The 17,794-nt window shown below is 67.2% G+C and carries 17 protein-coding genes; 8 read left to right on the top strand and 9 right to left on the bottom strand.

Annotated features, from left to right (window positions below):
* Window positions 1-34 precede the first annotated feature (34 nt).
* Both lptM and lysA read left to right on the top strand, forming a co-directional pair.
* Complete coding sequence (lptM, locus tag L3V85_RS08750) at window positions 35-289, top strand: LPS translocon maturation chaperone LptM (RefSeq protein WP_423838537.1); 255 nt, start codon at window positions 35-37, stop codon at window positions 287-289.
* Entirely contained in the window at window positions 286-1,575 is a 1,290-nt protein-coding gene (gene lysA / locus L3V85_RS08745) for a diaminopimelate decarboxylase (protein ID WP_237678924.1), read from the top strand. Before lptM ends, lysA begins: the two co-directional genes overlap by 4 nt.
* 18 nt (window positions 1,576-1,593) lie before the next feature.
* On the opposite strand, the gene L3V85_RS08740 is transcribed toward lysA, so the two are convergent.
* The 5 genes from L3V85_RS08740 to L3V85_RS08720 all read right to left on the bottom strand — a co-directional run bounded on the left by L3V85_RS08740 (window position 1,594) and on the right by L3V85_RS08720 (window position 7,704).
* Window positions 1,594-2,253: a sulfite oxidase heme-binding subunit YedZ gene (locus tag L3V85_RS08740; RefSeq protein WP_237678923.1), complete on the bottom strand. Its 660-nt coding sequence runs from the start codon at window positions 2,251-2,253 to the stop codon at window positions 1,594-1,596.
* A gap of 28 nt (window positions 2,254-2,281) precedes the next feature.
* The gene (msrP, locus tag L3V85_RS08735) at window positions 2,282-3,307 is read right to left on the bottom strand and encodes a protein-methionine-sulfoxide reductase catalytic subunit MsrP (RefSeq protein WP_237678922.1); all 1,026 of its coding nucleotides are present in this window, start codon (window positions 3,305-3,307) and stop codon (window positions 2,282-2,284) included.
* Window positions 3,308-3,423: 116 nt separating this feature from the next.
* Complete coding sequence (ccsB, locus tag L3V85_RS08730; protein WP_237678921.1) at window positions 3,424-4,740, bottom strand: c-type cytochrome biogenesis protein CcsB; 1,317 nt, start codon at window positions 4,738-4,740, stop codon at window positions 3,424-3,426.
* The gene (locus tag L3V85_RS08725; RefSeq protein WP_237678920.1) at window positions 4,737-6,902 is read right to left on the bottom strand and encodes a cytochrome c biogenesis protein ResB; all 2,166 of its coding nucleotides are present in this window, start codon (window positions 6,900-6,902) and stop codon (window positions 4,737-4,739) included. The genes ccsB and L3V85_RS08725 overlap by 4 nt, the downstream gene beginning before the upstream one ends.
* A 121-nt stretch (window positions 6,903-7,023) precedes the next feature.
* Window positions 7,024-7,704, bottom strand: coding sequence for a c-type cytochrome (locus L3V85_RS08720; RefSeq protein ID WP_237678919.1), 681 nt, complete (start codon window positions 7,702-7,704; stop codon window positions 7,024-7,026).
* 73 nt (window positions 7,705-7,777) lie between these two features.
* Between L3V85_RS08720 and yihA the strand changes: the two genes are divergently transcribed.
* Window positions 7,778-8,518: a ribosome biogenesis GTP-binding protein YihA/YsxC gene (gene yihA / locus L3V85_RS08715; protein WP_237678918.1), complete on the top strand. Its 741-nt coding sequence runs from the start codon at window positions 7,778-7,780 to the stop codon at window positions 8,516-8,518.
* A gap of 85 nt (window positions 8,519-8,603) precedes the next feature.
* Window positions 8,604-9,518 carry an alpha/beta fold hydrolase gene (locus tag L3V85_RS08710; RefSeq protein WP_237678917.1) on the top strand — a complete coding sequence of 305 codons (915 nt, stop codon included), beginning with the start codon at window positions 8,604-8,606 and terminating at the stop codon, window positions 9,516-9,518.
* On the opposite strand, the gene L3V85_RS08705 is transcribed toward L3V85_RS08710, so the two are convergent.
* Both L3V85_RS08705 and L3V85_RS08700 read right to left on the bottom strand, forming a co-directional pair.
* Entirely contained in the window at window positions 9,512-10,396 is an 885-nt protein-coding gene (locus L3V85_RS08705) for a lipid A biosynthesis acyltransferase (protein WP_237678916.1), read from the bottom strand. The two genes, L3V85_RS08710 and L3V85_RS08705, sit on opposite strands and share 7 nt — an antisense overlap.
* On the bottom strand, window positions 10,393-11,283 hold the full coding sequence (locus L3V85_RS08700) for a lysophospholipid acyltransferase family protein (RefSeq protein WP_237678915.1): 891 nt from the start codon (window positions 11,281-11,283) through the stop codon (window positions 10,393-10,395). The genes L3V85_RS08705 and L3V85_RS08700 overlap by 4 nt, the downstream gene beginning before the upstream one ends.
* A gap of 217 nt (window positions 11,284-11,500) precedes the next feature.
* Between L3V85_RS08700 and metK the strand changes: the two genes are divergently transcribed.
* On the top strand, window positions 11,501-12,688 hold the full coding sequence (gene metK, locus L3V85_RS08695; RefSeq protein WP_237678914.1) for a methionine adenosyltransferase: 1,188 nt from the start codon (window positions 11,501-11,503) through the stop codon (window positions 12,686-12,688).
* Window positions 12,689-12,709: 21 nt separating this feature from the next.
* Here metK and L3V85_RS08690 read toward each other — a convergent pair whose 3' ends face one another.
* Together L3V85_RS08690 and L3V85_RS08685 are read right to left on the bottom strand one after the other, a co-directional pair.
* A complete protein-coding gene (locus tag L3V85_RS08690; protein WP_237678913.1) occupies window positions 12,710-14,146 on the bottom strand; it encodes a sensor histidine kinase in 1,437 nt (478 codons plus the stop codon).
* A 1-nt stretch (window position 14,147) separates the two neighbouring features.
* On the bottom strand, window positions 14,148-14,822 hold the full coding sequence (locus tag L3V85_RS08685) for a response regulator transcription factor (protein ID WP_237678912.1): 675 nt from the start codon (window positions 14,820-14,822) through the stop codon (window positions 14,148-14,150).
* Between the two features lie 174 nt (window positions 14,823-14,996).
* On the opposite strand from L3V85_RS08685, the gene L3V85_RS08680 reads away from it, so the two are divergent.
* The 3 genes from L3V85_RS08680 to L3V85_RS08670 are packed head-to-tail and all read left to right on the top strand — an operon-like array spanning window position 14,997 to window position 17,751.
* The gene (locus L3V85_RS08680) at window positions 14,997-16,037 is read left to right on the top strand and encodes an ABC transporter substrate-binding protein (RefSeq protein ID WP_237678911.1); all 1,041 of its coding nucleotides are present in this window, start codon (window positions 14,997-14,999) and stop codon (window positions 16,035-16,037) included.
* Between the two features lie 2 nt (window positions 16,038-16,039).
* The gene (locus L3V85_RS08675) at window positions 16,040-16,858 is read left to right on the top strand and encodes an ABC transporter ATP-binding protein (protein WP_237678910.1); all 819 of its coding nucleotides are present in this window, start codon (window positions 16,040-16,042) and stop codon (window positions 16,856-16,858) included.
* A 17-nt stretch (window positions 16,859-16,875) separates the two neighbouring features.
* Window positions 16,876-17,751, top strand: coding sequence for an ABC transporter permease (locus tag L3V85_RS08670; RefSeq protein ID WP_237678909.1), 876 nt, complete (start codon window positions 16,876-16,878; stop codon window positions 17,749-17,751).
* Window positions 17,752-17,794 lie beyond the last annotated feature (43 nt).

The raw sequence follows: 17,794 nt of genomic DNA, 5'->3' as shown, positions 1-17,794 counted from the left end.
CAATTTCGCTATGTTGAACGTTCGCCAAATTCTAGTGAGCACCCGCGTCCGCGCTGCGCTCATGGTCTGCCTCGCCGCAGCCACCACCGGTCTGGCCGCTTGCGGCCAGAAGGGAGCCCTGTACCTCCCGACCGATCCCGCCGCGGCCCAGCGGGCGACGTTGCCGCAGCTGCTGACCCCGGGCGGATCGGATTCCACGTCGAGCACGAACACCACGCCCGCGCCGGCCGCCCCGGCCAGCAGTGCCACCACCAACAGCACCAACGACAGCACCGGAACCCGCAAATGACCGGCAGCGTTTCTTCGTCCTCTCCCCTGCCCGGCCAACCCCACGTCGCACAACGCGATGGCGCGCTGCACGTCGAAGGCGTCGCGCTCGACGCGCTGGCTCGCGAACATGGCACCCCCCTTTTCGTCTACTCGAAGCAGTGGATGCTCGACGCCCTGGCCGCCTACCAGCGCGGCTTCGAAGGTCGCGATGCCCTCATCTGCTACGCCATGAAGGCCAATTCGTCGCTCGGCGTGCTGCGCGTGTTCGCCGAGGCGGGCTGCGGCTTCGACATCGTCTCGGGCGGTGAGCTGTCGCGCGTACTGGCCGTCGGCGCCGATCCGAAGAAGATCATTTTTTCGGGCGTCGGCAAGACCCGCGCCGAGATGCGCCAGGCCCTCGCCGCCGGCATCGCCTGCTTCAACGTCGAGAGCGAAGCCGAACTCGACGTGCTGAGCGAAGTCGCCGCCGCCGAAGGCAAGCGTGCGCCGATCAGCATCCGCATCAATCCGAACGTCGACCCGAAGACGCATCCCTACATTTCCACCGGCCTCAAGGGCAACAAGTTCGGCATCGCGCACGACCGCGCTGTCGAGGCTTACCGCCACGCCGCAAGACTGCCGGGCCTCGAGGTCGTCGGCATCGACTGCCACATCGGCTCGCAGATCACCGAAGCCTCGCCTTATCTCGATGCCTGCGACCGCGTGCTCGACCTCGTCGAGGCCATCGAGGCGGCCGGCGTGCCGATCCATCACCTGGACTTCGGCGGCGGCCTGGGCATCGACTACAACGGCGAAGTGCCGCCCAAGGCCGATGCGCTCTGGCAGCAGCTGCTCGCCAAGCTCGACGCCCGCGGCTTCGGCCAGCGCAAGCTGGTCATCGAGCCCGGCCGTTCGCTGGTCGGCAACGCGGGCGTGTGCGTGACCGAGGTGCTCTACACCAAGCCCGGCGAAGACAAGAACTTCTGCATCATCGACGCGGCCATGAACGACCTGCCGCGGCCCGCGATGTACCAGGCTTTCCAGCGCATCGTGCCGGTGCGCACCCGCGCCGGCGACGCACCGGTCTACGACGTAGTCGGCCCGGTCTGCGAAAGCGGCGACTGGATCGGCCGCGACCGCACGCTCAACGTGGTGGCCGGCGACCTGCTCGCCGTGCTGTCGGCCGGCGCGTATTGCATGAGCATGGCCAGCAACTACAACACGCGCGGTCGTGCCGCCGAAGTGCTGGTGAGCGGCGCGGCCGCCAAGCTGATCCGCCGCCGCGAGACGATGGAAGACCAGCTGCGCGCCGAGATCGACGGCTGACCTGTCCTCGCCCGGCGGTCAGCCGGTGCGCAGCGGCTTGTTGCCGCCGCGCGCCGTTGCGGCCGCGGTTGCCTTTGCCTTGCGCTTGCTCGCGAAATCCCAAACGCGCCAAGCCAGCAGCACGCCGATGATCGCCACGTAGACGAACACTTCGGCGAAGTTGTTCTTGCCCGCGCGCATCCAGAAGAAGTGCAGCAGCCCGAGCCCCGCGATCACGTACACCAGCTTGTGCAGCATCTGCCAGCGCTTCGCGCCCATCGCCTTGATCGCGCGGTTGAACGAGGTGGCCGCGAGCGGCGTCAGCAGCACGAAAGCGGTGAATCCCACAAGGATGAACGGCCGCTTCGCGATGTCCTTGGCGATGTCGCCCCACTCGAAGCCCATGTCGAACCAGCTGTAGCACAGCAGGTGCAGCACCACGTAGAAATACGCGAACAGGCCCAGCATGCGGCGATAGCGCGCGAGCGCGTTCCACTTGCTCATCACGCGCAGCGGCGTCACCGCCAGCACGATGCAGATGAAGCGCAGCGTCCAGTCGCCCGTGGCGCGGATCAGGAACTCGGCCGGATTGGCGCCGAGCCCGTCCGTGAAGGCGCCGTAGGCCAGCCGCGCGAACGGCAAAAGACACAACAGGAAGATGACCGGCTTGGTCGCCGGATGCATGAGCAGCTTGTTCATGGGGCAACGGCCGGATGGCGCAGCAGGCTCAATAGTTTTTCTTGAGGTCCATGCCAGCGTAGAGCTGCCCGACCTGGGCTTCGTAGCCGTTGAACATCTCGGTCTTGCGGCGCTTGGCGAACAAGCCGCCGCCGTCGCCGATGCGGCGCTCGGTGGCCTGGCTCCAGCGCGGATGGTCGACGTTCGGATTCACGTTCGAATAGAAGCCGTATTCATTGGCGGCCGCCTTGTTCCAGGCCGTGCTCGGCTCCTTTTCGACGAAGCGGATCTTGACGATCGACTTGGCCGACTTGAAGCCGTACTTCCACGGCACCACCAGCCGCACCGGCGCGCCGTTCTGGTTGGGCAGCACTTCGCCGTACATGCCGAAGGCGAGCAGCGTGAGCGGGTGCATCGCCTCGTCCATGCGCAGGCCTTCGGTATAGGGCCAGTCGAGCACATGGGAGCCGACGAAGGGCATGGTCTTGGGATCGGCCAGCGTCACGAACTCGACGAACTTGGCGTTGCCCTGCGGCTCGACCTTCTTGATCAGTTCGGCCAGCGAATAGCCGACCCACGGGATGACCATCGACCAACCTTCGACGCAGCGCAGGCGATAGATGCGCTCTTCCTGCGCGCTGAGCTTGAGCAGGTCTTCGATGCCGAACTTGCCCGGTTTCTTGACCAGGCCCTCGACCTCCACCGTCCACGGCCGCGTCTTCAGCGTGCCGGCGTTCTTGGCCGGGTCGGCCTTGTCGGTGCCGAACTCGTAGAAGTTGTTGTAGGTGGAGGCGTCCTTGTAGTCGGTGAGCTTGTCCATCGACATGGCGCTCGGCACGGCCGACTTGGCACCCGGCAGCGCAGCGAGCTTGTTGGGCCGCGCCGTCTGGGCCCAGGCGTCGCGTGCCGCGAAGCCCGCCAGCGCCGCACCCGCCACGCCGCCGGCCATGAGTTTTAGCATCTCGCGCCGGCTCTCGTACGCGGCACGCGACGTGATCTCGCTCGGCACCGGATGAATGAAGCCGTTGTCGTCGCTGCTGCTGTGGCGACGGAGCGGACGGGAATGAAACGACATGGCAAGCCTTTCGCTGGAATCGTTGTGCTCAGGGTAGTTCGTGACCGACCCCGATTTGGTTACGCGCCAGCGCGGCGCGCGGTTTCAATTCTTCGCGAAAGACCCGCAGCCTGCTCCTACAGCGTGCCGTAGCTGTGCAGCCCGCTCAGGAACATGTTCACGCCCAGGAAGGCGAAGGTCGTGACCGCCAGGCCGCCCAGTGCCCACCACGCCGCCACGGTGCCGCGCAGCCCCTTCACGAGCCGCATGTGCAGCCATGCCGCGTAGTTGAGCCAGACGATCAGCGCCCAGGTCTCCTTCGGATCCCAGCTCCAGTAGCCGCCCCAGGCGTCTGCGGCCCACAGGGCGCCGAGCACGGTGGCGATGGTGAAGAAGGCGAAGCCGACGGTGATCGACTTGTACATCACGTCGTCGAGCACCTCGTTGGCCGGCAGCCGGGCCGCGATGCGCTTGCGCCCCAGCAGGATGCCCGCCGCAATCAGCGCCGAGATGCCCGCATAGACCACCCAGTAGCTGCCGCCGGCTTCCTGCACTCGCTGGCGGAAGGCCACCGGCACGAAGCACAGCGCCACGCCCAGCAGCCAGATCGGCGTGAGCTTGTACCAGCGCTTCTCGTCGGCCTGTTCCTTGATGAGGTACGCGAAGGCAACCATGGCCGCCAGCGCGAAGGTGCCGTAGCCGATGAAGTTGGCCGGCACATGCAGTTTCATCCACCAGCTCTGCAGCGCGGGCACCAGCGGCTGGATCTCGTGCGCCTCGCGCACGATGGTGTACCAGAGCAGGAAGCCGACCGCCGCGCTGACCACCAGCATCACAAAGGCGCCGAGCGCGCGCGTGTTGTAGCGCTCCTCGAAGTACAGATAGAACGCGGCGGTGAGCCAGCAGAAGAGCACGAACACTTCGTACAGGTTGCTGACCGGAATGTGGCCGATGTCCGGGCCGAGCTGGTGGCTTTCGTACCAGCGCACCATGGTGCCGATCAGCGCCATCGTCACCGCGGCCCAGGCCAGGCGCGAGCCGATCATGTCGAAGGTGTCCGACTGCTTGCCGCCGAAGAAGCCGAGCCAGTAGAACAGCGTGCTCATGAAGAACAGCACGCTCATCCACAGGATGGCCGACTGGCTCGACAGGAAGTACTTGAGCCAGAACACCGTGTCGGCGCGCGCGAGGTCGCCCTGGTAGGAGCTGATGGCCAGCAGCGACGCGGCGGCCACCACGATGGCCAGCACGCGCAGCGGGCGCCAGAACCAGCCGATGGCGATCATCGAGATCACCGCGGCGGCGAGGATCGGCTTCTCGTAGTAGTCCATCGACCCGGCATAGCGCGTGAACGCGAACAGGCCGCCCGCCAGCACCAGCGCCGCGAACACCCAATCGAACAGGTTGCGGCGCGAGAGCCAGCTTTCATTGAGCGTGAGGGTCGTGGTGTTCATGATGTCTCGGGTTCCGTCTTGTTCAGGGCGAGCAGCTTGTGCTTGAGGTGCTCGAATTCGCGGTCGCTGTCGATGGTCTTGCGATTGACCGAGAACGCCATCGTGGCGGCCGTCTCCGATGCATTGCCGTCGGGGGTGAGCCACACCCACAGGCGCCGCTCGCGCACGTACAGCATGGCAAAAATCCCGATGATCAGCAACAGGCAGCCCAGGTAGACAACGCTCTTGCCGGGGGCTCGCGCCACCTGGAACACGCTGGCCTGCACCTGGGTGAAGTCGGTCATCATCATCGCGACCGGTGCGGGATAGAAGTGCGCGTCGCTGATGGCCAGCACGGCCTGCGTCAGGTAGGCCTGCGATTTTTCGTCGTTCGGCAGCGCGGCCAGGCCGGCGCCTTCGCGGCTCAGGTTGAGCACTTCGAACAGCACGTCGTTGAGGATGCGCACCAGCACGCCGCCGGCGCGCTCGCGCTCTGCCTCGGGCACGTTGATTTCCATGAACTCCGCAATCGCCTGCCAGCCGCCCACCGTGGTGGCGTCCGCCCTGGCGCGCTCGCTGCCCGAGAACAGCGCCAGCGCGCGGGTGGCCGACACGCGCAGCTGCTCGGCCATTTCGGGGCGCTTCGGGTCGGTGGCCTTGGCGATGTAGCGCTCGATGGCGCGCGCGCGAGTGTCGGGGTCGGCGAGCGCTGCGCGCATGCGCACGAAGCCGTCCATCGAGCCCTGCTCGTCGGCCGGCACGCGCAGGTAGCGGAACGGATCCTCCGGCTTTTCGCGCATGCCGAGCAGGAACACCGGCTGGCCGTCGCCGGTGTCGACCGGCACCATGTAGTTCTGGTACTCGCGCGCCTGGCCGGAGGCGTCGCGCAGCTTGTAGCCGATGCTCGGGCCGATGTTGCGCAGCACCTTCGGCTTGTTGACCTTGTTGGCCGCGCCCAGGCGCGATTCGATGTCGTGGCGCAGGTCGACCTTGCGCACGTCGGCGCCGCTGCTCATGGCTCCGGCGTCGGCGAAGTTCTCGACGTTGATCACGCGCAGCGCGGCGTATTCGAGCGTGAGCTTTTCCTTGCCGTTGGTGATCTCGGTGCTTGGGCCGCCGATGATGCCTTCGACCTCGAAGGGCTTGGCCGCGGCAGCCATCGGCACCGCCTTGAGCTTCACCTTGGAGCCGCCGTCGTCGAAGCTCGACTGGTAGATCTCCACGCCCTTGTAGCTGGCCGGGTGGTTCACCTCGATGCGCGCGGGCACCTGCTCGCCGGTCTCGCGGTCGTGCAGCACGACCTCGCTCGCGAACAGCTTGGGCATGCCGGTCGAGTAGTAATCGACGATGAACTTCTTCAGCTCGATGGAAAACGGCAGCTCCTGCAGCAGCACGCCGTCGGCCTGGTTCAGGATGGCCACGCTGCCCTGCCCGCCCTCGGGCACGAGGATGTTGCCGCGGAAGGTCGGATTGCTGGCGGACAGGCGGTGCTCGGGCGCCACGTCGGCGATCATGCCGCCGCCGGTGAACACGCTCTTGCCGTTGAACCAGGTCTGCGCGCGCACGATGAGGTCGCCGTCGAGCAGGCCGCCGATGCACACCAGCACGATCGCGCTGTGGGCCGCGATGTAGCCCAGCTTGTGGGCGCCGCCGGCGCGCGCCGCGACCATCCAGCCGGCGCCGGTCGGGCGGCTGCCATTGGTGGCCTCGCGCTGCTGCAGCTTGACCTTCCAGCCGCCGCTCACCAGCAGTTGCCCGATGCGGTTGGCCGCGGCCTCCGGCGTTTCGCCCAGGCGGTTCTCGGCGCGCTGGCCGAAGGCCTTCAGGCTCTGCGCGCGGATGTCTTCCTTGAAGGTCTTGAGGTCGACCAGGATGCGCGGCGTGTTGCGCGCGACGCACAGCGAGGTGCTGATCACCAGGAACAGCAGGATCAGCATGAACCACCAGGCGCTGTAGACCGAGTCGAGCCGCGCCGCGCGGAACAGCTCCGCCCAGAAGGGTCCGAACTGGTTGATGTAGTTGTTGATCGGCTCGTGCTGCTTCAGCACGGTGCCGATGATCGACGCGATGCAGATGACGGTGAGCAGCGCGATCGCGAAGCGCATCGACGACAGCAGCTCCACCGCCGCGCGAAGCATTTGCGGGCCGCGATGGACGCGAAGGCCATGGGTGGAAACGGACATCGAGGCGAAAGGTAGGGGAAGACGGGAGAAAAGCAAAAGGGCGGGCCATCCTGGTGGATCGGCCCGCCCTTTGTTTGGGGTTGTTGTCGGCGGTTAGTTCACGCTCTGGAGCGCATCGTCATCAGCGCAGGCCGGCGATGTAGTCCGCCACGGCGGCGATTTCGCGGTCGTTGAGCTTGGCGGCGACGCCGGTCATGGGGCCGCTGTTGGTGCGCACGGGCGTGCCGTCGCCACGGAAGGCCTTGAGCTGGGCCACGGTGTAGTCGGCGTTCTGGCCGCCCAGGCGCGGGTACTGGGCGGGCAGGCCGGCGCCGTTGGGGCTGTGGCAGCCGGCGCAGGCGGGGATGGAGCGCTCGCCGATGCCGCCGCGGTAGATCTTCTCGCCAAGGGCCACGGTGTCCTTGTCCTTCGAGAAGCCGGTCTTGATCTTCTTGGAGGCCACGAACCAGGCGATGTCGCGCATGTCCTGGTCGCTGAGGTTCGCGGCCATGGGGCTCATGACGCTGTTCTTGCGCTTGCCGGACTTGAAGTCCTGCAGCTGCTTGAGGATGTATTCGGGGTGTTGTTGCGCCAGCTTGGGGTTGGCCGCGATGGTCGAGTTGCCGTCAGCGTTGTGGCACGAAGCGCAGCTCTGGACCGTGGGGGTGCTCGCGCTGAACAGCGTATCCCCCTTGGCGGGGTCCGGCTTGGCCGGTTTGGCCGGCGCCGCAGCGGGAGCCGCGGCGTGTTCATCGGCTGCAAAACTCACGCTGGATGCGAGGCCCACGAGGGCCGCAAGCACAATATTGGCAAACAACTTCATATCGGGGGCTTCGAATTTATTGGCGCAAAACCTCACGATTCTACAATGTGGGTCTAGTTTCGAAAGTCCGTAGATGCCCTCCCCGCGCGCCAAGCCCGCTGCCTATCCTCCCCGCGCGGCGCCCGCCGCGGACCCCCAGGTCGCCGAACGCGAGCGCGTGGCACTGGGCTGGTTGCATACCGCCCACTTCCTCACCAGCGCGCCGCAACTGGAGCACCTGCCTCCTGTCGACCTGCCTGAAATCGCCTTCGTCGGCCGTTCCAACGCGGGCAAGTCGACCGCCATCAACACCCTGACGCAGCAGACGCGCCTGGCCTTCGCCTCCAAGACGCCGGGCCGCACGCAGCACATCAACCTGTTCGGCATCGGCAAGCAGAAGGTCGACGACGCCGTGCTGGCCGACCTGCCCGGCTACGGCTATGCGGCCGTGCCGCGCGAAGCCAAGCTGCGCTGGCAGCGCGTCATGGGCAACTACCTGATGACGCGCGAGAGCCTGCGCGGCGTGGTGCTGATGTGCGATCCGCGCCACGGCCTGACCGAACTCGACGAGATCCTGCTCGACGTGATCCGCCCGCGCGTGGAACAAGGCCTGAAGTTCCTGGTGCTGCTGACCAAGTCCGACAAGCTCACGCGCAGCGAGGCCGCCAAGGTGCTGTCGATTACGCGACTGAACGCCGGCGGCGGCGAGGTGAAACTGTTTTCCGCACTGAAGAAGCAGGGCGTCGGCGAAGCGGCCGAGCTGCTGTGGCGCTGGGTGCACCCGGAAGGCAGCGAGGCGCCTGCCGAGCCACCTGCCCCGCCGCCGGAGGCCTGACCCGGCAACAGGCTGCACCGGGCGTCCCATCTGCACAGTTCACTATCAAAAGAATAGCGACAGTCAACACAAGGAGACAAGAAGCATGATCGAGACCTTCCAACGCAGCCTGCCCAACGGCACCACCCTCAGTTGCCGCGCCACCGGCGAGCCTGGCCGACCGCTGATGGTGTTCCTGCACGGTTTCCCCGAGGCCGCGTTCATCTGGGACGAACTGCTCGAATACTTCGCGGACCCCGCCCACGGCGGCTACCGCTGTGTGGCGCCCAACCTGCGCGGCTTCGAGAAATCGAGCGCGCCGACCGACGTGGCGGCCTACAAGCCGCACCTGCTGATCCAGGACATCCAGCAGCTCGTGGCCACCGAGAGCGCCGACGGCACCATGGCCGCGCTGGTGGCCCACGACTGGGGCGGCGCCTTCGGTTGGGGCTACGCCAATGCCTTTCCGCAGCAGGTCGGCAAGCTGGTCATCATCAATTCGCCGCACCCGGGCACCTTCACGCGCGAGCTGCGCAACAGCGCGGCGCAGCAGCAGGCCAGCGCCTACATGAACTTCCTCGCGCGCCCCGATGCCGAGGCGCTGCTCGCGGCCGACGACTTCAAGCGCATGTGGCCCTTCTTCACGCTGATGAAGGCCGGGCCGGACGGCTTCGGCTGGCTGACAGAGGAAGTGAAGCAGAAGTACCGCGAAGTCTGGGGCGCGGGTCTCACGGGTGCCTGCAACCTGTACCGCGTGACGCCGATGAAGCCGCCGCTGCCGGGCCAGACCATCGACGGCATTCCGGTGCTGCCGCGCGAACGGCTCACGGTGGACGTGCCGACCTTCGTGTTCTGGGCGCTGGACGACGCGGCGCTGCTGCCCGGCCTGCTCGAGGGCCTCGACGACTACGTGCCGAAGCTGGAGCTGAAGAAGGTGCCGAACGCGACCCACTGGATCGTGCACGAGCAGCCGCAGTTGGTCGCCCGCGAGATCGAGGGCTTCCTGCAGCGCGCTCAGTAAATAGGCGGCTCGCCCTCGGGGCGGGTCTTGAACCGGCGGTGCACCCAGTAGTACTGGGAAGGCATGGTGTCGATGTAGCCCTTCAGGCGCTCGTTCATGAGGGCCGTGTCGGCTTCGACGTCGTCGGTCGGGAAGTTCTGCCAGGTCGGCAGCACCTGAATCTCATAGCCGTCGCGCGTGAGCTTCGACACCACCGGCACCACCTTGGCCTTGCCCAGCCGCGCGAAGCGCGACAGCGAGGGCACCGTGGCCGCCTGCACCCCGTAGAACGGCACGAAGATGGTCTGGTCGCGGCCAAAGTCCATGTCGGGCAGCAAATACAGCAGGCCGCCCTTGCGCAGGCCCTGCAGCACCGGCTTGATGCCGTCCACCCGGTTGAGCGCCGCCACGTCGCCGAAGCGGGTGCGGCCTTCGCGGATCCAGGCATCGACCATCGGGTCGCGCTGGGTCGTGTAGATGGTGGCCGAGGGGCGCGCCGTGTGCATGGTCAGCGCGGTGGCGGCCGCGTCGAGGCCGTAGAAATGCGGCGCGAACAGGATCATCGGCGCGTCGCCCTCGGCGATCTCGCGGATCTCCGAAGCCGCGCCGACCACCTTGAGCCGGCTCGCCACCACCTTCTCGGGCGCATGCCAGAGCCAGCCGCGATCGAGCCACGATTGCGCCACGAAGACGAAGGTCTCGCGCGCGATGGCACGGCGCTCTGCCTCCGATTTCTCGGGGAAGCAGACCGCGAGATTGGTGTCGACCACGCGCCGCCGCGGCACCGCCACGGTATGCAGGATGCGGCCGAGGAACGCCCCGAAACCGCGCACCAGCGGCAGGGGCAGCGGCGCGATCGCGCGCATGAAGCCGATGCCGAGTCGGGAACCGAAGCTCATGCGGTCTCCCCGGTGGCGGCCGCCACGCGCTCGGCGCGCGGCTCCTTGTAGCGGGCGTAGTCCCACACGTACTGGCCGGGCAGGCTGCGGATGAGCCGGCCGATGCCGTCGTTCATGGCCGCGGCGGCTTCCTCGATGGAGGCGGACGGATCCGTCAGCGCCGTGCCGACGATCGGCTCGAAGCGGATCACGTAGCCGGCCCCGTCGGGCAGCCGCTCACAGACGCTGAGGAAACAGGCCGCGCCGGTTTGTTGCGCAAGGCGGGGAAGCAAGGTCATGGTGTAGGCGGGGCGGCCCAGGAACGGCGCCCAGACGCCCTGCCCCAGCGGCGGCACCTGGTCGGGAAGGATGCCGGTGTAGCCGCCGCCGCGTAGCGTGCGGATCAGGCCGCGCACGCCGCTGTTGTTGGTTGGAAGCGTCTGCAAGCCGGGCCGGTCGCGCGAGCCGGCGGCGATCAGGTCGGCCATCCATTTCTTGCGCGCCGGTCGGAACAGCGCGGTGATGGGGCCGTAGGCCGCCAGGAAGCGCTCGCCGATGGCCTGGCCGCACATTTCCCAGCTGCCCAGGTGCGGCGCGACGAGGATCACGCCCTTTTTCGCCTGCATGGCGGCCTCGAAGGCCTCGACGCCCTCCCAGCGCACCACGCGGTCCAGCACGGTCTGGCCCTGCGGGCGCAACCAGAGCCAGGGAAGCTCGGAAGCCATCTTGCCGGCGGCGGCGATGGCGGGGCGGTATTGGTCGGGGGCGAAACCCGCGCTTTCGGCATTGGCCTTGAAGCGGCGGCGGTAGTCCGGCGCGCACCACCAGACCAGCCAGCCCAGCATGGCGCCGAACCGATGCATCAACGGCATCGGCAAGCGGGCAAGCAGGCGAAACAGGGTGATCATTGAAAACGGGAGGGGGTCAAAAAACGGACGCGCGCGCGTGGTAGGCGCGGCTCGAATAGAATCCAAATTGTCGCCGAGTTACGGAACAACTTGCAGGGCGACAAACACAAGCGCGAAGGCGATTGTGCCCCGCCGGGCAACCGGCATCTGCTAAAGCGTTCGCCAGGGCTCCGCAGAGTTGGCAACGCGCCAAGTCACATCAAGGAGTTTTGTACAAATGGCGAACGATTTCCTCTTCACTTCCGAATCCGTCTCCGAAGGCCACCCCGACAAGGTCGCCGACCAGATCTCGGATGCCATCCTGGACGCGATCTTCGAGCAGGACCCCCGCAGCCGCGTGGCCGCCGAGACGCTGACCAACACCGGCCTCGTGGTGCTCGCCGGCGAGATCACGACCAACGCGCACGTCGACTACATCCAGGTCGCGCGCGACACCATCAAGCGCATCGGCTACGACAACACCGACTACGGCATCGACTACAAGGGTTGCGCCGTGATGGTCTGCTACGACAAGCAGTCCAACGACATCGCCCAGGGCGTGGACCACGCATCGGACGACCACCTGAACACCGGCGCCGGCGACCAGGGCCTGATGTTCGGCTACGCCTGCGATGAAACGCCGGAGCTGATGCCCGCGCCCATCTACTACGCGCACCGCCTCGTCGAGCGCCAGGCCCAGCTGCGCAAGGACGGCCGCCTGCCCTTCCTGCGCCCCGACGCCAAGAGCCAGGTCACGATGCGCTACGTGGACGGCAAGCCGCACAGCATCGACACCGTGGTGCTCTCCACCCAGCACAGCCCCGACCAGAGCGAAACGCCCACCAAGATGAAGGCCTCGTTCAACGAAGCGATCATCGAAGAGATCATCAAGCCCGTGCTGCCCAAGGAGTGGCTCAAGGACACGCGCTACCTGATCAACCCGACCGGCCGCTTCGTCATCGGCGGCCCGCAGGGCGACTGCGGCCTCACCGGCCGCAAGATCATCGTCGACACCTACGGCGGCGCCTGCCCGCACGGCGGCGGCGCGTTCTCGGGCAAGGACCCGTCCAAGGTCGACCGCTCGGCCGCCTACGCCGCGCGCTACGTGGCCAAGAACATCGTTGCCGCCGGCCTGGCGCGCCAGTGCCAGATCCAGGTGGCCTACGCCATCGGCGTGGCGCAGCCGATGAACATCACGGTCTACACCGAAGGCACCGGCGTGATCTCCGACGAGAAGATCGCCGAACTGGTGCGCGAGCACTTCGACCTGCGCCCGAAGGGCATCATCCAGATGCTCGACCTGCTGCGCCCGATCTACCAGAAAACCGCCGCCTACGGCCACTTCGGCCGCGAAGAGCCCGAGTTCACCTGGGAAGCCACCAACCAGGCAGCGGCCCTGCGCGCAGCCGCCGGCATCAAGGGCTGATGAGCCCCGGCCGCCGCTTCTTCAGGCGGCGGCAGCAGCAACAACAGACGGGAAACGCACCGTGACCAGCAGCCCCCGCGCCTCGCGCGGATTGGCTGCCAGGTCCACGTTCGCATCGAAGGCGCGTGCGATCTCCCGCACGATGGCCAGCCCCAGGCCCGTGCCCTCGGTGTCCTGCGACACCCGGTAGAAGCGCTCGAACACGCGCTCGCGCGCCTCGGCGGGAATGCCGGGGCCGTTGTCTTCCACGGTCAGCTCGACCGTTCCTTCCACATTCCGCACGCCGACCGTCACCCTGCCGCCTTCCTGCGTGTAGCGCAGCGCGTTGTCCAGCAGGTTGGTCGCCAGCGCATCGAGCAGCGCCGGCTGCGCCTGCACCACGGCCTCGCCCGGCGCCGCCTGCGACTCCAGCCCCAGGTCGATGCCGCGCCGATCCGCCAGCGCCGCGAGCTGCTCGACGCAGCGCAGCGCCACCGCCGCCAGGTCGACCGGCTCCAGCCGCGTGTGCGCGTCGCCGTGCTCGGCCTGCGCCAGCAGCAGCAGCTTGTTCGTCACGTCGACCAGCCGGCGGTTGCTGGTCTGCATTTCCTGCCACATCGCGTCCATGTCGGCGCGGCGCGTGTCCCATTCGCCGCGGTGCTGCCGCGTGTAGCGAGCGAATTCGATCTGCGAGGCCTGCATGGCCAGCGGGGTGCGCAACTGGTGCGCCGCATCGGCAATGAAGCGCCGCTGCGCCTCGGAGTGCGCCTTCAGCTGCCCCACGAAGCGGTTGATGGTGTCGGCCACCGGCCGCAGCTCGGAGTGCAGCGCGCCGGGGTCCACCACCAGGTCGAGGTGCAGCGGGTCGCGCTGCGCGAGCTGCTGGCTCAGCCGCACGATGGGGCGCAGCTCCAGCGTCAGCGCCACCACGACCAGCGCGATCGAAAGCGCCAGCGCGATCAACAGATATTCCATCGACGGCCACCACAGCGTGCGCAGCATGTGGTCGCGGCTGCCTTCTGTCTTGCCGACGGCGATGGTGATGTCGCGCGCGCCGCCGGCCTCGTACATCGCGCGCGTGGTGACCACGGCGCGCAGCGGCACGCCGGCGAAGCGGGTGTCGTACCACTGCGCGCGGTCGATGCCCTCGGGCTTGCGCACCGCCGGCAGCGGAAAGTCGGCCGAGCCGGCCAGCACCTCGCCGTTGGCGCCCGTCACGCTGAGGAATACGCGGTCGCGCTCGGGCGAGACGAACAGGCTCAATGCCGAGGGCGGCACGCTGGCCTTCACGTCCTCGTCTTCCCAGATCAGGCGGTCCGACAGCACCTTGGCCGAGGACAGCAGGTCGTGGTCCTGCACGTAGTCGGCCACTTCCGCGGCGTTGCGCCAGTTGAGGTATCCGCAGATGGCGACGAACACCGACATCGGCAGCAGCAGCCACAGCGCAAGGCGCAGGCGAAGGCTGGCGCGCCTGGGCACCCTAGTCTTCCTGGCGGGTGCGCAGCAGGTAGCCGACGCCGCGCAGCGTGATGATCGTCGCCTGGCTCGCCTCGAGCTTCTTGCGCAGGCGATGGATGTAGATGTCGACCGCATCGGCGCTGGGCTCGTCGTCCAGGCCGAATATCGCATCGATCAGCGCCTGCTTCGACACGGTGCTGCCCGCCTTCAGCATCAGCGTCTCGAGCAACGTGCGTTCTCGCGGCGGCAGCGACAGCTCTTCGCCGGCCAGTGCGAAATGCCGCGTGCGCAGGTCGTAGCGCAGGTCGCCGCAGGCGATGTCGTTGGCCTTGCCGGGCATCTGCCGGCGCACCAGCACCTTGATGCGCGCCACCAGCTCGCGGATCTCGAAGGGCTTGACGAGGTAGTCGTCGGCGCCGATCTCCAGGCACAGCACCTTCTGGTCGAGCGACGCGGTGGCCGTGAGGATGATCACCGGCACCGTGTCGCCGCGCTCGCGCAGCCTGCGCAGCACGGCCTTGCCTGAAAGCTGCGGGATGTTCAGGTCCAGCAGCACCACGTCGTAGGCCGTCTGCGTCAGCAGGCGGTCGGCCGCGTCGCCGTTGTCCACGTGGTCGACCACGAACTCCTGCTCGCGCAGCAGGCTGGAGAGCCAGTGCGCGAGTTGCGGGTTGTCTTCGATGAGCAGCAGCTTCATGGGGGTCGTGGGTGGTGGCCGTGGATTCTAGGAAGCATCGGCAAGTCCTAGGGATAACCATGAGAAATCGCGCATGCCGCCGAAAGCTGGCCGAAAGACGCCGCTTCCTAGACTGGCCCCGTCCCGCGGCAGATGAGCGCGGACTTCCAATTCAATACAACACGGAGAGACACCATGTCCCTGTCGACGTTCGCCACCCGCCGCACCCTGCTGGCCGCCGCCCTGTGCACTGCCCTCGCCGCCACCGCGCCACTCGTGCAGGCGGCCGATGCGCCCATCACCATCATGGTGGGCGGCATCAACAAGATCATCTACCTGCCGGCCAAGCTCACCGAGGTGCTGGGCTACTTCAAGGAAGAAGGCCTGAACGTCGAGCTGCAGTCGCAGCCGGCCGGCGTCGACGCCGAGAACCAGCTGATCGCCGGCGCCGTGCAGGGCGTGGTGGGCTTCTACGACCACACCATCGACCTGCAGAGCAAGGGCAAGGAAATCCAGGCCATCGCCGTGTTCTGCAAGGTGCCGGGCGAAGTCGAGCTGGTCTCGACCAAGGCCGATGCCGCCGGCTTCAAGAGCATGGCCGACGCCAAGGGCGGCAAGACGCTGGGCGTGACCGGCCTGGGCTCGTCGACCGACTTCCTCACCCGCTACCTGGCCGACCGCGCCGGCGTGGCCTCGAAGGAATACTCGCTGCTGCCCGTGGGCGCCGGCAACACCTTCATCGCGGCCATGAAGCAGGACCGCATCCAGGCCGGCATGACCACCGAGCCCACCGTGTCGCAGATGCTCAAGACCGGCGACGCCAAGGTGCTGGTCGACCTGCGCACCGAGCCCGACACCATCAAGGCCCTGGGCGGCCTCTACCCCGCGGCCAGCCTGTACGTGCAGAACACCTGGGCCGAGTCGCACAAGGCCGAGGCCACCAAGCTGGCCCGCGCCTTCGCGCGCACCATGCAATACATCAGCACCCACAGCGCCGAGGACATCGCCGAGAAGATGCCGCGCGACTACTACGGCAACGACAAGGCGCTGTACGTCGAGGCGCTGAAGGCATCGCTGCCGATGTTCACCACCGACGCGAAGATGCCGGCCGGCGGCCCCGAGAACGTGCTGAAGGTGCTCGCCACCTACAAGCCGCTGGTCAAGAGCAAGAACATCGACCTGTCGAAGACCTACAGCAACGCCTACCTCTCGGCGGCGGCAGCGGCGGCGAAGTGACCATGCGCAACGGAACACCTCCCAGCGGCGGCAACGGCAGTGCCGTGACTTCGGCGATCGACTTCAACGACGTCTCGCTGCGCTTCATCTCCCAGGACGGCAACGCCACCGTGGCGCTGCGCAACTTCAGCATGTCGGTGGCGCGCGGCGAGTTCGTCGCCATCGTCGGGCCCACGGGCTGCGGCAAGTCGACCACGCTGAACATGATCACCGGCCTGCTCAAGCCCACCGTGGGCGACGTGAAGGTGATGGGCAAGCCCGTGACCGGCGTGGACCCGCGCATCGGTTTCGTGTTCCAGGCCGATGCGGTGTTCCCGTGGCGCAGCGTGGAAGACAACGTGGCCGCCGGCCCGATCTTCCGCGGCAAGCCGAAGAAGGAGGCCATGGAACTGGCGCAGGAGTGGATCCACCGCGTGGGCCTGGCCAAGTTCGGCAAGCACTACCCGCACCAGCTCTCGGGCGGCATGCGCAAGCGCGTGGCGCTGGCGCAGACCTTCATCAACAACCCCGAGATCCTGCTGATGGACGAGCCCTTCTCGGCGCTCGACATGCAGACCCGCACGCTGATGCAGGACGAGCTGCTGCAGCTGTGGTCGGGCAACGGCGGCAGCGTGGTGTTCGTCACGCACGATCTGGAAGAGGCGATCGCGCTGGCCGACCGCGTGTTCGTGCTGTCGGCGCGCCCCGCCACGCTCAAGCGCGTGTACGAGATCGACCTGCCGCGCCCGCGCATCATGTCCGAGGTGCGCTACGACCCGCAGTTCATCGAGCTCTCCAAGCGCATCTGGGACGACCTGCGCGAAGAAGTGGTGATCCAGTGAACACAACGACAAGAATCATGACGCCCTCCACCACCACCCCAACGGCAGCGGTGCTGCCCTCGTCGCTCAGCGACGCCGCGCTGGCGCGCGAATCCGAGGTCGCGCAGGCGGCCATCCGCGGCCGCCGCCGCATGATCATCGGCCTGCGCCTGGCGGTGCTGATCGTCGCGCTCGGCGGCTGGGAGATCGCGGCGCGCCTGAAGTGGATCGACCCGTTCTTCTATTCGATGCCTTCGATGATCTACGACCAGCTCGTGGAGTGGATGCGCGACGGCACCTCGCAGGGCTCGCTGTGGATGCAGGTGGCGGTGACGCTCGAGGAAACGGTGATCGGCTTCCTGATCGGCTCGGTCGCCGGCGTGCTGTGCGGCATCATCCTGGGCCGCAACAAGCTGCTGTCGGATGTGTTCAGCCTCTACATCCAGATCGCCAACTCGATCCCGCGCGTGGTGCTGGGCTCGATCTTCGTGATCGCGCTGGGCCTGGGCATGGCCTCGAAGGTGGCGCTGGCGGTGGTGATGGTGTTCTTCGTGGTGTTCGGCAACGCTTTCCAGGGCGTGCGGGAAGCCGACAAGTACATGATCGCGAACGCGCAGATCCTGGGCGCCTCGCCGCGGCAGGTGACGATGTCGGTGGTGATTCCGTCGGCGATGTCGTGGATTCTGGCCAGCCTGCACGTGAGCTTCGGCTTCGCGCTGGTCGGTGCGGTGGTGGGCGAGTTCCTCGGCGCCAAGGAAGGCATCGGCCTGCTGATCTCCACCGCCCAAGGCGCGTTCAACGCCAGCGGCGTGTTCGCGGCGATGATCGTTCTGGCCGTGGTTGCATTGGCGGCCGACTTCCTGCTCAGTTCGCTGGAGAAGCGGCTGTTGAAGTGGCGGCCTGCCGCGTTCTGAACGCACGAAACCAAACGAGACAACGGCGGGCATTGCCCGCCGT

This window comes from Variovorax paradoxus (assembly GCF_022009635.1).
Taxonomy (GTDB): domain Bacteria; phylum Pseudomonadota; class Gammaproteobacteria; order Burkholderiales; family Burkholderiaceae_C; genus Variovorax.
Note: the sequence above shows the minus strand (reverse complement) of the source record. Positions and strands in the feature narration are given on the sequence as shown.

Bases quoted from the DNA above. Each gene is read 5' to 3' on its own strand.
- lysA (WP_237678924.1), top strand. From the start codon at position 286: ATGACCGGCAGCGTTTCTTCGTCCTCTCCCCTGCCCGGCCAACCCCAC.
- L3V85_RS08740 (WP_237678923.1), bottom strand. From the start codon at position 2,253: ATGAACAAGCTGCTCATGCATCCGGCGACCAAGCCGGTCATCTTCCTG.
- msrP (WP_237678922.1), bottom strand. From the start codon at position 3,307: ATGTCGTTTCATTCCCGTCCGCTCCGTCGCCACAGCAGCAGCGACGAC.
- ccsB (WP_237678921.1), bottom strand. From the start codon at position 4,740: ATGAACACCACGACCCTCACGCTCAATGAAAGCTGGCTCTCGCGCCGC.
- L3V85_RS08725 (WP_237678920.1), bottom strand. From the start codon at position 6,902: ATGTCCGTTTCCACCCATGGCCTTCGCGTCCATCGCGGCCCGCAAATG.
- L3V85_RS08720 (WP_237678919.1), bottom strand. From the start codon at position 7,704: ATGAAGTTGTTTGCCAATATTGTGCTTGCGGCCCTCGTGGGCCTCGCA.
- yihA (WP_237678918.1), top strand. From the start codon at position 7,778: ATGCCCTCCCCGCGCGCCAAGCCCGCTGCCTATCCTCCCCGCGCGGCG.
- L3V85_RS08710 (WP_237678917.1), top strand. From the start codon at position 8,604: ATGATCGAGACCTTCCAACGCAGCCTGCCCAACGGCACCACCCTCAGT.
- L3V85_RS08705 (WP_237678916.1), bottom strand. From the start codon at position 10,396: ATGAGCTTCGGTTCCCGACTCGGCATCGGCTTCATGCGCGCGATCGCG.
- L3V85_RS08700 (WP_237678915.1), bottom strand. From the start codon at position 11,283: ATGATCACCCTGTTTCGCCTGCTTGCCCGCTTGCCGATGCCGTTGATG.
- metK (WP_237678914.1), top strand. From the start codon at position 11,501: ATGGCGAACGATTTCCTCTTCACTTCCGAATCCGTCTCCGAAGGCCAC.
- L3V85_RS08685 (WP_237678912.1), bottom strand. From the start codon at position 14,822: ATGAAGCTGCTGCTCATCGAAGACAACCCGCAACTCGCGCACTGGCTC.
- L3V85_RS08680 (WP_237678911.1), top strand. From the start codon at position 14,997: ATGTCCCTGTCGACGTTCGCCACCCGCCGCACCCTGCTGGCCGCCGCC.
- L3V85_RS08675 (WP_237678910.1), top strand. From the start codon at position 16,040: ATGCGCAACGGAACACCTCCCAGCGGCGGCAACGGCAGTGCCGTGACT.
- L3V85_RS08670 (WP_237678909.1), top strand. From the start codon at position 16,876: ATGACGCCCTCCACCACCACCCCAACGGCAGCGGTGCTGCCCTCGTCG.